The 13,277-nt window shown below is 68.6% G+C and carries 14 protein-coding genes; all 14 read left to right on the top strand.

What is annotated here, in order from left to right; translation table 11 throughout:
* Positions 1-1,383 (top strand): tape measure protein (locus tag ACLBKU_RS17355; RefSeq protein WP_410180827.1); only part of this gene is annotated, 1,383 nt, incomplete at its 5' end.
* Positions 1,383-2,651, top strand: a complete 1,269-nt coding sequence (locus ACLBKU_RS17360; protein WP_410180828.1) for a DNA circularization protein — start codon at positions 1,383-1,385, stop codon at positions 2,649-2,651. The genes ACLBKU_RS17355 and ACLBKU_RS17360, both read left to right, overlap by 1 nt.
* Positions 2,648-3,694, top strand: a complete 1,047-nt coding sequence (locus ACLBKU_RS17365; RefSeq protein ID WP_410180829.1) for a phage baseplate assembly protein — start codon at positions 2,648-2,650, stop codon at positions 3,692-3,694. The genes ACLBKU_RS17360 and ACLBKU_RS17365 overlap by 4 nt, the downstream gene beginning before the upstream one ends.
* Positions 3,691-4,254, top strand: a complete 564-nt coding sequence (locus tag ACLBKU_RS17370) for a phage baseplate assembly protein V (RefSeq protein WP_410180830.1) — start codon at positions 3,691-3,693, stop codon at positions 4,252-4,254. The genes ACLBKU_RS17365 and ACLBKU_RS17370 overlap by 4 nt, the downstream gene beginning before the upstream one ends.
* Positions 4,251-4,781 (top strand): phage GP46 family protein, encoded by a 531-nt coding sequence (locus ACLBKU_RS17375; RefSeq protein WP_410180831.1) that lies wholly within the window; start codon positions 4,251-4,253, stop codon positions 4,779-4,781. Before ACLBKU_RS17370 ends, ACLBKU_RS17375 begins: the two co-directional genes overlap by 4 nt.
* On the top strand, positions 4,781-5,830 hold the full coding sequence (locus ACLBKU_RS17380; protein WP_410180832.1) for a baseplate J/gp47 family protein: 1,050 nt from the start codon (positions 4,781-4,783) through the stop codon (positions 5,828-5,830). Before ACLBKU_RS17375 ends, ACLBKU_RS17380 begins: the two co-directional genes overlap by 1 nt.
* Positions 5,830-6,489, top strand: a complete 660-nt coding sequence (locus tag ACLBKU_RS17385; protein ID WP_410180833.1) for a YmfQ family protein — start codon at positions 5,830-5,832, stop codon at positions 6,487-6,489. The genes ACLBKU_RS17380 and ACLBKU_RS17385 overlap by 1 nt, the downstream gene beginning before the upstream one ends.
* A gap of 10 nt (positions 6,490-6,499) precedes the next feature.
* Positions 6,500-7,168 carry a hypothetical protein gene (locus tag ACLBKU_RS17390; protein ID WP_410180834.1) on the top strand — a complete coding sequence of 223 codons (669 nt, stop codon included), beginning with the start codon at positions 6,500-6,502 and terminating at the stop codon, positions 7,166-7,168.
* 5 nt (positions 7,169-7,173) lie between these two features.
* Complete coding sequence (locus ACLBKU_RS17395) at positions 7,174-7,632, top strand: phage tail assembly chaperone (RefSeq protein WP_410180835.1); 459 nt, start codon at positions 7,174-7,176, stop codon at positions 7,630-7,632.
* On the top strand, positions 7,629-7,919 hold the full coding sequence (locus ACLBKU_RS17400; protein ID WP_410180836.1) for a hypothetical protein: 291 nt from the start codon (positions 7,629-7,631) through the stop codon (positions 7,917-7,919). The genes ACLBKU_RS17395 and ACLBKU_RS17400 overlap by 4 nt, the downstream gene beginning before the upstream one ends.
* Positions 7,916-11,440: a hypothetical protein gene (locus tag ACLBKU_RS17405; RefSeq protein WP_410180837.1), complete on the top strand. Its 3,525-nt coding sequence runs from the start codon at positions 7,916-7,918 to the stop codon at positions 11,438-11,440. The genes ACLBKU_RS17400 and ACLBKU_RS17405 overlap by 4 nt, the downstream gene beginning before the upstream one ends.
* A gap of 25 nt (positions 11,441-11,465) precedes the next feature.
* A complete protein-coding gene (locus ACLBKU_RS17410) occupies positions 11,466-12,023 on the top strand; it encodes a host-nuclease inhibitor Gam family protein (RefSeq protein WP_410180838.1) in 558 nt (185 codons plus the stop codon).
* 127 nt (positions 12,024-12,150) lie between these two features.
* Positions 12,151-12,942 carry a DNA adenine methylase gene (locus ACLBKU_RS17415; protein WP_410180839.1) on the top strand — a complete coding sequence of 264 codons (792 nt, stop codon included), beginning with the start codon at positions 12,151-12,153 and terminating at the stop codon, positions 12,940-12,942.
* Between the two features lie 12 nt (positions 12,943-12,954).
* Entirely contained in the window at positions 12,955-13,224 is a 270-nt protein-coding gene (locus ACLBKU_RS17420; protein WP_410180840.1) for a hypothetical protein, read from the top strand.
* The last annotated feature ends 53 nt before the right edge of the window (positions 13,225-13,277 follow it).

Genomic DNA, 13,277 nt, shown 5'->3' on the forward strand with positions numbered 1-13,277 from the left:
GCCGGGGATCTGCGGAGCGGTGAGCGCAGCCTCGCCGACGTCGCGCGGAGTGGGCGCCGGTTCGCCGCCCTCGGCCTTCGTCAGGCCTTCGATCGCGCCGGCGCCGGCGCAAGGCGGCTCGGCCGGGATCTGCTCGCGCTGGAACGCCGGCTGAAGCTTGCGGAGCGCGCGGGCTATGCCACCGGCCGCGGCCTCAAGAAGCTGGGGGTGGGAGCGTTCGGCCTGCTCAAGAACGGCGTGCTCGCCGGCGGCGCGGCAGCCGTCGGCGCGGGCAGCTTCGCGCTATTCGACCTGTTCCGAACCGCCGGGCAGTTCGAGCAGTACCAAGCCATGCTTGAGGGGACCGAAGGCTCGGTCGCGGCAGCCCGGAAGTCGATGGCGTGGGTGACGCAGTTCGCCGAGAAGACGCCCTACGAGCTCGACCAGGTCATGGAGGCCTTTGTCGCGCTGAAAGCCTACGGCATCGATCCGATGGACGGCACGCTCAGGGCTCTCGGCGATGCCGCCTCGGGCATGTCCAAGCCGCTCGACAGCGCGGTCCAAGCGATCGCGGATGCCATGACCGATCAATACGAGCGGCTCAAGGAGTTCAGCATCCGGGCCGAGAAGGCGGGCAACCGCACCACCTTCAGCTACGTCAAGAATGGCAAGACTATTACCCGCGTCGCCAAGGGAGAGGGTGAGGCGGTGCGCGAAGCGCTGGTCGGCATCTTCAACGAGCGCTTCGGCGGCGGGATGGAGCGCCAGGCTACGACGCTCTTCGGGATCATCGCGAACCTGAAGGACATGTGGTCGAAGTTCCTGCTCATGGTCGCCAAGGCAGGCATTTTCGACTTCGTGAAGGGGAAGCTTCAGGGCCTGCTCGACAGGGTCAACGAGATGGCCGCGAATGGCGAGCTTCAGAAGTGGGCTGGAGATATCTCCGACAAGCTCGTCGCGGCCTTCAAGTGGGGTGAGAAGTTCATCAAGGAGACGGATTGGGACGCCGTTGGGCGGGGTCTCGCTTCGGGCGTGGAGGCGCTTACAAAGTTCGTCGAGCTGCTCGGCAAGGCGGTCTCGCTGGCGAGCCGCGTCAAAGGCTGGCTCGATGAGACGGACAAGGCCGGCGATGACGCGATTTCCCGGATGCCGGAGAGGTGGCGCGCGCCGGCGCCGGGCTTCAAGCCGCGATCTGGGACTGGTCCTAAGGCCCCGCCGCTGATGCCCCAGCAGCTCAATCAGCGCTTCTGGCCTAAGCAGTCGCGCGTCGATGTCGGCGGCAAGCTCGAGATCGGCATCACTGCCCCGCCAGGCTACAGCGCCCGCGCCACCGCGATCGCGCCGGCCAGCACCGCCATGCCGATCGAGGTGCGCACCGGCCGCACCATGCGGAGTGCGGCCTGATGGCGTGGCGAGATCAGATCCAGCAGGGCAGCTTCCGCGGCGCGGCGTTCCGCACCGAGAGTGAGGAGCGCGCCGGCGGGCGCCGCGTGGTCAGCCACGAGTTCCCCGGGCGCGACGATCCGGTGACCGAGGATCTCGGCGCCCGCGCGAAGACCTTCACCATCGACTGCCACGTGATCGGCGATGATTACATCGCACGGCGCGACGCGCTGCTGACCGCGCTCGAGGCCGCAGGTCCGGGCCTCCTCGTCCATCCGCAGTACGGCCGGATGATGGCCGTGGTGTTCGAGTACTCGTGCCGTACCAGCACCGAGGAAGGCGGGATCGCGCGCTTCACTGTCACCTTCGGCGAGGCCGGGCAGGCGGTGGCCGCGCCTGCCAACGCAGCCGTGGGCGACGACAGCGCCGCCGCGGCCGACGCGGTCACTGCCGACGCGCCAGCCCGCTTCGCGGCGAGCTTCTCGATCGATCAGGCGGCGAGCTTCGTGGAAGATGCCGCCACGGACATCGTACGCGGCATCGGCGATGTCTCGCAGCTCGCCGCAGGCCTGCGCGGCGGCGTGGGGCCCGCGTTGCGCGCCTTCGAGGCCGGGCTCAACTTCCTGCCCGCCAACATCACCTCGCTTCTGCGCGCGCCGCTCTCGCTCGCCCAGTCGATCACCGGCCTTGTGCTCGCGGTCTCGGCGCTGTCGGGCGGAGGGCGGCGCACCCGGCTCCAGTCGCTCGAGATGATGGTCGATTGGCAGCCGACCAAGACCGAGTTCCCGGTCCGCACCCCACAACGCGTGCTCGAGCAGGCGAACCGCGATGCGCTCCTCCAGCTCTTCAGGGCGGTGAGCGCGGCCGAGTTGGTGCGCACCGCCGGCGCGCTCGACTATCCGAGCTACGACGACGCGATCGCCGTCCGCAACAGCATCGGCGAGCGGCTCGACCGCCTGGCGATCGCCGCGGCCGATCGCGGCGATGACGAGGGCGCCGGCGTCTTCGACCGCCTGCGGCGTGCGCTGGCCCGCGATATAGCCGTGCGCGGCGCTACCCTCGCGCGGATCTACCAGCTGCGACTCAGCGCCAGCGAGCCCGCCCTGGTGCTTGCCCACCGGCTCTACGGCGGCAACGCTGATCAGCGCAGCCGCACGCCCATGACGCTCGAGGCGCGCGCCGCGGCGATCGTCGCGCGCAACGGCGTCGCGCACCCCGGCTTCGTGCCCGCCGGCGTCGATATCGAGCTGCTCACAACGACCGTCGACAGCGGAGTGCTTGCGGCATGAGCACGCTCCCCGATCACGTCGTCGAGCTGCAGCTGGGCGGCATCGCCTATTCGGGCTGGACCACGGTCGAGATCGAGCGCGGCATCGACCAGATGACGGGCACCTTCTCGCTCCGCCTCGCCGCGAAGGAGCGCACCGGGGCCGAGGACTGGCCGATCCGCCAGGGCGCCGAGTGCCGCGTTGTCCTCGCAAGCGTGCCGCTGATCACCGGCTACATTGACAGCCTGACCCGCTTCGTCGGCCCGGACGAGCGCGGCATCGATGTGCGCGGCCGGGACCGCACCGCGGACCTCGTCGACTGCTCGGCGATTCACAAGCCTGGCAGCTGGCGCAATCGCAAGCTCGAGCAGATCGCAGCCGAGCTCGTGAAGCCCTTCGGCATCCCGATCGAGATCGCGGGTGAGACCGGCGCGGCTTTCAGCAAGTTCGCGCTTCAGCAGGGCGAGACGGTCTTCGCCGCGATCGAGCGCATGTGCCGCTACCGCGGGCTGGTCGCATGGTCGGCGGGCGACGGCGTGCTGCGGATCGGCAATCCCGATAGCAACGCCAGCATCGGCCGTCTCGCCGAGGGCGACAACGTGATCTCCGCCAATCTCACCAGCACGACCTCTGACCGCTTTTCGGACTACATCGTCAAGGGACAGGCGGCGGGCAGCGACCAGCGCAACGGCGCGTCGGTTGCACAGGTCAAGGGCGAGGCCAAGGACGCGGCAGTCGCGCGGTACCGGCCGCTGCTGATCATTGGGGAGGAGCAGTCCGACCCGGCTTCCCTGAAGAAGCGCGCCCAGTGGGAGGCGGCGGTGCGATCGGGCCGCTCCCAGCAGGCGCAGATCACCGTGCCCGGATGGCTGAACGCCGAGGGCAAGCCCTTCGCCCACGGCATGCGCGCGACCTGCGACGTGCCCTCGGCCGGCCTTTCCGGATCGCTCCTCATCGAGCGGCTGCGCTTCAGCCGCGATGCCGAGGGCGGGACCGTCACCACCTTCGAGCTTGTCCCGCCCGAGGCGTGGACCCAGCTCGCCGAACCGGAGCCCAAGGCATGATCGGGCAGGTGCGCGAGATGCTCGGCGGCATCGAGGGCCGCGTTCGCGGGATGGTCGCGCGCGCGATCGTGCGCCTGGTCGACGATGCCCGGCAGGCGCAGGAGCTGCAGCTCGAGCTCCTCGCCGACGAGAGCCAGGACGCCGTGGAGCGCTTCCAGAACTACGGCTTCACCAGCGTGCCCCATCCCGGCGCAGAGGCGCTCGTGGTCTTCGCCGGCGGTCTTCGCAGCCACGGGGTGGCGCTGGTGGTCGAGGACCGGCGCTACCGCCTCACCGCGCTCGCGGACGGCGAGGTCGCGATGTTCGACGATCTCGGCAACGTGGTGAAACTCGGCCGGGAGGCGATCGCGATCACGGCGGTGAGCAGGCTCACCATCGATGCGCCTGCGATCGAGGTCACCTGCGACACGGCCGACGTCTCGGCCGACCGGGTGACGATCGACAGCGATAACGTCCAGCTGGGCGGCGCTGGCGGCCCGGCCGTGGCGCGCGTCGGCGACGACGTGAACCTCTCGACCGGCAAGATCGTCAGCGGCAGCGCGAAGGTCACGGCAGCATGACGGACCTCGCCCTCGTCTGGAATGCCGATGCCATGGCGGCCGACCTGCTGCTCGCGAACGGGCAGCTCGCCACCGACGACGGGATGCGCACGGCGATCCTGATCTCGCTCTTCACCGATGCCCGCGCGGCCGATGACGAGGCGCTGCCCGAGGACGGCGGCGATCGGCGCGGGTGGTGGGGCGATGCCTATGCCCGCGACGCGCGGCCGGACGCCGGCACGGCGCGCGATCGCTCCCGCATCGGCTCGCTGCTCTGGCTGCTCTCGCGGTCCAAGATCACCGCGCAGGTCCTCGCCCAGGCCAAGCAGGCCTGCGACGACGCGCTCGCGTGGCTGGTGCGCGACGGGATCGCCGCGGCCGTGCGGGTGGTGGTCGAGGCACAGGTGCGCACCGGCCAGCAAACGCCGGATCTGCTGGCCATCGCTGTCGAGGTCGATCGGCCAGGCGGGCCGGGGCGCCAGCGCTTCGATTTCGTCTGGGAAGCCTCGACCGCCACCCTTGCCGCCACATCGCCGGAGCCCGCCTGATGCCCTTCAACCGCCCGACCCTCAGCGAACTCATCGAGCGCAGCCGCGGCGATATCGAGACCCGCCTCCCGGGCGCCGACAGCGCCTTGCGGCATTCGGTGCTCGACGTGCTTGCCCGGATGCATGGCGGAGCGATGTCGGGCGTCTACGGCTACCTCGACTTTCTCGCCCGGCAGATCCTGCCCGACACGGCCGATGGCGAGTTCCTCGCCCGCCACGCGTCGAATTGGGGTATCCGCCGCAAGGCCGCGGTCACTGCAACCGCCACGGCCACCGCGACCGGGGTCAACGGGACGGCGATCGCCGCCGGCACGCAGGCGCTGAGAGTCGACGGCCAGGCCTATCGGGTGACGGCGCCGGCGACGATCGCCGCGGGCACGGCCGCGCTTTCGATCGAAGCGATCGAGCCCGGGCCGGACGCGGACCTGACCGTCGGAACCGTGCTGACCCTTTCGAGCACCATCGTCGGCGTGAATGCCGCGATCACGGTCAGCGCCGCGGGCACTGCCGGCGCGCTCGAGGAGGATGACGCCAGCCTGCTCGCCCGTCTCCTCGATCGCATCCGTACCCCGCCGCGCGGCGGGTCGAGCAACGACTACCGCGCCTGGGCGCTCGCTCAGCCGGGCGTCACGCGCGCATGGGTCTACCCGGGCTGGATGGGCATCGGCACGGTCGGCGTCGCCTTCGTCATGGACCAGCGCGAGGACATCATCCCGCTCGAGGCCGATATCGATGCGGTGCAGGCAGCGCTCGACATCCTGCGGCCCGTTACGGCCGAGGTGGTGGTCTTCGCGCCGACGCCGGCGCCGCTCGACATCGTCGTTCGCGTCGTGCCCAACACGCCCGCGGTGCGTGCGGCGATCAGCGCCGAGCTGGCCGACTTCCTCGCTCGCGAGGCAGAGCCGGGCGGGACGATCCATCTGAGCCGGATCTCCGAGGCGATCAGCCTCGCCGCGGGCGAGTTCAGCCACGCGATCGAGCTGCCCGACACCGACTTCACTCCTGAGCCCGGGCACATCGCCTCGCTTGGCACGGTGACCTTCGTTTGATGCTCGAGGCGGCGCTCATCCCCCGCAGCGATGCGGACCACGCGCAGATGCTCCGGCAGCTGCTCCCGCGCGGTGCGGCATGGGACTTCGCGCCGGATAGGACCTTCGCCCGGCTGCTGGAGGCGCTCGCGGCCGAGCTGGCCCGCGTCGATGTCCGCGCCATCGATCTCCTGGACGAAGCCGATCCGCGCACCGCTCTCGAGACGCTTGCCGAATGGGAGCGTGTGGCTGGCCTTCCTGACGCCTGCACCGGCGCACCCGACAACATCGGAGAGCGCCAGATCGCGCTGGTGCAGAAGCTCACCGGCGTCGCCGGACAATCCCGTGCCGACTTCATCGACCTCGCGGCGCGCATCGGCTTCGAGATCGAGATCGTGGAGCACCGCCCGCTGCGCACCGGCTTCCGGGTCGGCGACCGTTGCACGGACGAGGACTGGGCCTTCGCCTGGACCGTCGTCGTGCAGCCCTTCGACGGCGCCGGACCGCCGCGGCCGGCGATCGCACACTTCAAGGTTGGCGACCCGGTCGGCACGCGGGTGCGCGGCTTCGGATCGCTCGATCTGGAGTGCGTCATCCGCCGCGCGGCGCCCGCCCATACCGTCGTCATCTTCGCCTACGTCATCGAGCGCGAGCCCGATTTCTGGATCGAATTCATCTGAGGAGCACCCCATGCATCGCATCGACACGAGCGGCAACGTCGCCAATCGGTTCCACCCGGGCGACCCCGCGACCGGACAGCAGGCCACGCTGGTCGACCAAGACTGGCTCAACGCTGTGCAGGAGGAGATCGTCGCGGTCATCCTCGGCGCCGGCATCGCGCTCGAGAAGGGCACGAACGACCAGCTCTACGACGCGATCGTCGCGCTGATCGCCGGCGTTGTCGGGACCGGCGGCGGCTCGGCGCCCACGACGCGGCAGATCCTCGCTGGCGGGCTGCTGACGGGCGGGGGCAACCTCGCGGCCGATCGTACCATCAGCCTCGCGAAGGCCACCTCGGCCGAGGTGTCGGCGCAGGTGCGTGACGACGTCGCCGTGACGCCGGCCGGGCTCGCCGGGCTCGTCGGCCTGACCGAGGTCGCGGGCGCGTGGGTGATCAGGCTGGGGCCGGTGATCGTGCAGCTCTTCAGTGCCGTCGTCGGCGCCAACGGAACGACCATCCTGACCCTGCCGCAGTCGTTCACCACCGAGGCGCGCGCCGCCTTCGTCAATGGCGGGACTGCCGGGGCCGGCATCCAGGACAACCCGCCCTTCGTCAACGGCCTCGGGCTGAGCACCGTGTCTGTCTACAGCGCGCTCGACAGCAGCGCCTCGGTCAACGTCATCGCCTTCGGAAGGTAACAGCCATGAAGATCTACTTCGACATCGATCCCGAGACCGGCGCCGTCCGCTTCCACCACGAGGCGATCCTCGGCGCCCGCCAGATCCCGCAGTGGAGCAGTGAGGAGGAGCGCGCCGCCGGCAAGCGCCCGGTCATGGTCGACAATCCCGACTGTCTGATCCCGGCGGGCGCGGCCGAGATCTCCGCGGCCCGCTTCGAGGAGCTGATGGCCGCGCAGCGCGAAGGTGCGGCCATCGCCCTGCGGGACGGCAAGCCGGTTGCCCTCCCGCGGGATATCGATCCGGACCAGGCGCGCGCCGTACGCCGCCAGCGTCGCGACCAGCGTCTCGCAGCCAGCGACTGGACCCAGCTGCCCGACGCTCCGCTCAGCGAGGAAGCGAAAGCCGCCTGGGCTGCCTATCGTCAGGCGCTGCGCGATCTCGACATGGATGGCAGCGACTGGCCGGAGCCGCCTGCGTCATGAACGAGATCACGATCAACCGCGGCTCGGATGTGACGCTCACGGGCTCGTGGCGCGACGAGACCGGCGAGCCGATGGATCTGAGAGACTGGAATATTTCAGCGTTCCAGCCTCACCCGTCGATCTCCGGAATGACGGTCGAGTGGCTTGATGCGAGCACGGCCCGGTACCGGGTCTACATCGAATGGAGCGACCAGATCCCGCACGGGAAGATGGCCGGCTTCCGCCTTCGCATCTCCAAGGACAACGCAGAGGTTTCCTCACCCAAGATCTGGATCAACGTCACATGAGCACCTCACCCTTCTCATCTCCGGTCATCGATATTGCCGTTCGCGGCATTCAGGGACCTCCGGGTCCTGAAGGACCCCTTTCGCGAGCTTGGGCCGAAGGGGAAGAGCCGGGTGGCCCGGGCACCAAGAGCAGCAAGCAGCACGCTCTCGACGCTGCCGCGCAGGCGGAGCTGGCTACCGAGAAGACGGCTGAGGTCATTCAGTCCGGAAATGGTGCGCTGGCGGCGATCGTCAATGAACGCGCCGCGGCACTCGGCGATGTGGCGACGGCCCGCGGTGGGGCGCTGGCAGACATTGCCCAGGACCGTGCCGCCGCCACCGGGGCGATCGCCTCCGATCGCGCCGCGGCGCTCGGCGATGTGGCGACGGCCCGCGGTGGGGCGCTGGCAGACATTGCCCAGGACCGTGCCGCCGCCGCCGACGCGATCGCGAACGACCGGCTAGCTGCGCTGGATGCCATCGGAACGACCCGTGCGGCGGCGGTGACCGATGTCACCAACGCCGCCACGGCGCAGATCGCCACCGCGGCCGGGTTCGCCGCCGCCGCCTCGGCCGAGGCCGATCGGTCGGCCGCCTCCAACCGGCCAGTCGAGCCTTTCCAGCTGATTGCCGGCGCGGTGGGATACAAGAGCGCGGCCAACCGCCTCGAGTGCAATGCCGGGCGCTGGAGCTTCGCCCCGGCCAACACGCCGCGCCGCTTCATCGAGGCCGATGGCACCACCGATCTGCTCGCCGAGGGAGAGGTGCCCGCCGGCCTGCGTGCGGCGACGGTTCACCTGCCGCTGGCGACCAACAACTCTTCGCAGATGACCTTCAGCGGTGCGGGCAGCGAGGCGCTCTATTCGGGCGCACATGCCGGCCCCGACCTTTTCCAGCTCGGGCAGGGACGGTCGATCCGGTGGAAGCCCGGTGCGTCCAGCAGTGCGCACTTCGGCAACATCACCGTCACCCCGGTTTCAACGGTCCGGGTTGTCGCGTGGGTGGTGGCCTCGATTGTGACGCCCGGACTCCAGTTCCGCCTCGGCACCCGCCGAGCGAGCGATGGCAACCAGTCCATCACTACGTTCGACATGACGACAGCCGGGGATTTCACTTACAGCGCCAGCGTTGGAGGTGCTCGGCTTGTCCAAACGCTTGCGGACGGCTCGAAGCTCTACCAGATCTGGGTTGATGTGACCGCTCACGCCGGGGCCACGGTCTCGCCGCTGCTGTCGCGCACCGGGACCTGGACCACCAACGACATGGTCTACATCTGCGGGCTGACGATCCTGCCCGATCCGCCGAACCGCCGCCCCTCGGGCGTTCCGCTGCTCCAGAACGGCCCGCTGATCGCCGATACCGTGCTGGTCGGGCCGCGCCAGCTTCCGGCGAACGTCCACTGGCTGGGAGATGACATCGCGGTCGGCTCCTGCGGCAACACCACGGTGGAGGTAGCCTGCCCCGCCACCTTCCTCGGCTACGCCGCGCTGCCCCGGTTCCAGCGGCTGCTAATCTTCTCGGGTGGAGCGTCCGCGCAGCGCACCTTCCTTCTGCCCTGCGCCCAGGCGCCTTCGGTCTTCTCCGACACGGGCCTGCGCAGCTACATGATCGGAGCCAACCCGAAGGGCGTCGGCCAGCGCTGGTTCGATGTCCGCGTCCAGCGAGGCGGGGCGAACGCCACCGCCTTCACCTTCGAGGGTGCCTACGATGACCCGATGCTCTGGCCGGGCATCAGGGGCTTCCAGCTGCTGGACACGACAGGAGCCGTCACCATTCGCCGGATCGTGCCGCACATCCGGGTGGGCAACAGCGATTTCGTAGACAGCACCAACGCATTGCGACTTCGGGACAGCGCCGCGCCGCTGGTCGAGGACGTGCTCGTGATGGGTGCTCACGCGTCCGCAGTCGTGGGGCGCTCGCTGACCCGCCGCAGGGCGCTGCGGCGCGGGACCGTGACCAGCTACTTCGAGCACAACAGCGCCGGGCGCGGGATCCTGATCGAGTGGGCACAGGGTCCGATCACGGTCAACCGGGTCGCCATCTCGCACGTCACCAACGGCCTTGTCCTGACAGGCACCGGCACGAACGCGTACACCGCCAACATCACCGATTTTCACTGCGACAAGTGGCAGCAGGACGCTTTCGCGCCAAGCATCGGTTACTGGACAGTCTCGCTTACCCGCGCCTCCTTCGGAGAGGCCGTCGTGCCCGAAGAGGACACCTGGCAGTCGCAGTTCGAGATCGAGGTCGATACGGGCTCGGGCTGGCAGGCGCTCTCGGCATCGGGCGTGGCGCTGGCGAGCCTTCAGCCCCAGTGGTTCTACCGGGCCGGGACGCATGCAGCGGGCGTGGTCAACGCGACCGACGCGAACGACAGCCAGTACTGCTTCGTTTCGAATTTCACCCCGACCATCAGCGGGGCGACGAGCCGTCCCAACTACCAGTGGCAGGCGACAGGCGTGTTCGATGTCGAGCGCAATATCGCCTATCCGGCTCCCAACAATGCGGTCTGGGTCAACGTGCGCAACGGGGACGTTTCGGCGGCGAACCCGCGCATCCGGCTGCGATCGATGTACGGCCGCTACAATGCCGGTCCGACCTGGGCGACGCTCACGACCCCGCAGCAGTCCAACACCGGCTACCATGCTGACATCTCGCAACCGAACAGCACCACCCGCGTCGTCAACTGGACTTTCACCGACGTGGTTTCGTGTTCGCCGCGCGCGCAGGGCTTTTTCATCCAAGCCCTCAGCAATCTGGTCGATGTCACCGTCACCAACTGCATCATCGGCGCCGGCCTCCAGAACAACCTGTCCTTCGGTGATTTCCAGAGCGTGAGGCCGATCCTCGGCACCCAGACGATCAGCAACACGATCACGTTCGCCCCGGACGGCGGAACGCGCTTCACCGATGGCTCGGGAGTGCTCGCGTCGGTGATCCGTGGCCTCGGTCCGGATGCCAATATCGTGATCGGGAGCAACGTGTGGGTCTCGACCACCAGCGGCCTCACGTCAGGCATCCAGAACTCGGGCGGCATCGTCACGGGGGCGCCGAACACGATCGCGATGGGGCGGATCACCAACTACACCACCATCGCCGCGCCGGCCGCTGACCAGCCCGGCGTGCGCAGCATCGAGACCATCTTCGACGGGATCACGCTCGCCAGCAGCTTCCGCGTTCCGGGGACGGTCAGGCCCAAGGACATCCGCTTCCGCCCCGGCTTCGTCGATGCGACCGGCGTTGACTGGAACGGGATCGTCACGCGCGCCACCGCAACCGAGGTTCGGTTGGAGGCTGCGATCGCCGCCAACCTCTTCGTCGCCAGCGAGACGCTGACGGTGGCGAGGACCGCGGCAGTGGGCACGGTGATCCGCAGCGGCCTCAATGCCGGCCGGATCGTCAACGGCGACATGTTCCGCCGCTTCCGCATCAGGAACGGACAGCTGCAGGTCGCCGCCGCCTTCCCCACGAGCGCGGTGACCGAAGCCTACGGCCTCGAGCTCGACGATGGCACCAACCTGTTCGTGACGGTGACGCCGTGAACTCGCCCCTGAAGGAGACCCTCTGATGCCCCGTCGCAAGGATACCGCTGCTCCCGCTCCCGCCGATGCGGCCGAGGCCACGCTGATGCTCGGCGAGTACGTCGCGATCGACCGCGAGATCGCGCTCGAGCAGCTCGCGGCCGAGGCGGCGATCGACCGGATCGAGGCTCAGCGCGACACGCGCCTCGCCGAGCTCAAAGCGCAGGCCCTGCCGCTGTTCGCCGGGCTCAAGGCGTGGTGGGAGGCGGGCGGCAAGGACGAGCTCGCCAAGGGCAAGCGCTCGGCCGATCTGGCGGGTGCGAAGATCGGCATCCGGCTCACCCCGCCGAAGGTGAAGCTGAAGCGGGGTCTGAGCGTTGGCAACGTGGTCGACTGGCTCGGCCGGGTGCGCTGGATCCGCGCAAAGGATTTCCTGCGCACCAAGGTCGACCTCGACAAGCAGGCGGTGATCAAGGCGGTGCAGGCGGACGAAGGCGTCGCCGCGGTGTTCGCCGAGATCCTCACCGTCCAGCAGACCGACGAGTTCTTCATCGACACCGGCCTCGACGAGGACGAGCTAAAGAAGGAGATTGCCGCCTCCTGAAAACGGGGGTGGTCGAGCTGTCTCACCAGCTCGAACCGCGAGAGGGTCGTCTCGCACCTTGGGCCGTCATGACCGGCCTTCCAGCTCCCCCGGCCGCAAGCGGCGGAGCCCGACTAAGGTGCAAGTGATGAAAGAAGGATTGATTGCCGTTCGCCCCGTCCAGCCGGTTGCTCCGTGGCTGGGGGGCAAGAGAGCTCTCGCCCGCCGGATCGGAGAGCGCATCGCCGCCATACCGCACACCCGCTACGTCGAGCCCTTCGTCGGCATGGGCGGGGTGTTCTTCCGCCGCCCGGCCCGGCCGAAGCTCGAAGTGATCAACGACGTGAATCGCGACGTCGTGAACCTCTTCCGCATCCTCCAGCGGCACTACCAGCAGCTGCTCGATGTCCTGCGCTTCCAGCTTTACAGCCGTGCCGACTTCGAGCGCCTTCGCGCAACGCCGGCGGACCAGCTCACCGACCTCGAGCGCGCGGCCCGCTTCCCCTACCTCCAGAAGGCCGGCTTCGGCGGGATGGGGAAGACCTTCGGCGTGAGCTATGACCAGCCGCGCTGGAGCCTCAGCAAGGTCGAGCCGCTGCTCGAAGCGGTTCACGAGCGCCTCGAGGACGTGCTGATCGAGTGCCTCGACTTCGGCGAGTGCATCACCCGCTACGACAGTCGGCCCGGGACGCTCTTCTACCTTGACCCGCCCTACTGGGGACACACCGATGACTACGGGAAGGACATCTTCTCAGAGGCTGATTTCGAGCGTCTCAGAGGCCTCTTAGACGGGCTCCAGGGGCAGTTTATCCTGTCGCTCAACGACCGGGCCGAGGTGCGTGAGCTGTTCGCCGGCTTCGCGATGGAGGAGGTTTCCCTCAACTATCGCGCCAGCGGCAAGGTGACTCCGGCGAGGGAGCTGATAATCTCGGGCCTTTAGGAGGGAGCTCACATGGAACCGCTCGACCACGTTCAGGATCTGATCTCGTCGATGGAGATCACCACCGCTCAGTGGAACCTCTACCACCGCGCTTCGGAGTATCTGGATGACCACGCCGGTGCGAGGTCCGTGATCTTGCGGTTCCGGGACTATGTCATCCAAGCCTTCAAGGTCAGCTTCGATACTGACCTTCCCGGCGTTTTGATCGTTCGCGGTCCTGGGGACATCAAAGCGTATCTTGCTTGGGCAGACCTCTACGGGGTCGTGATTGAGGACGATTAAGTGCTCCAGTGTGTCTTGTCCGAGACTCCAGAAGCTTTCGCCTCGCTACACCC

Source organism: Erythrobacter sp. NE805 (assembly GCF_046452355.1).
Classification (GTDB): domain Bacteria; phylum Pseudomonadota; class Alphaproteobacteria; order Sphingomonadales; family Sphingomonadaceae; genus Erythrobacter.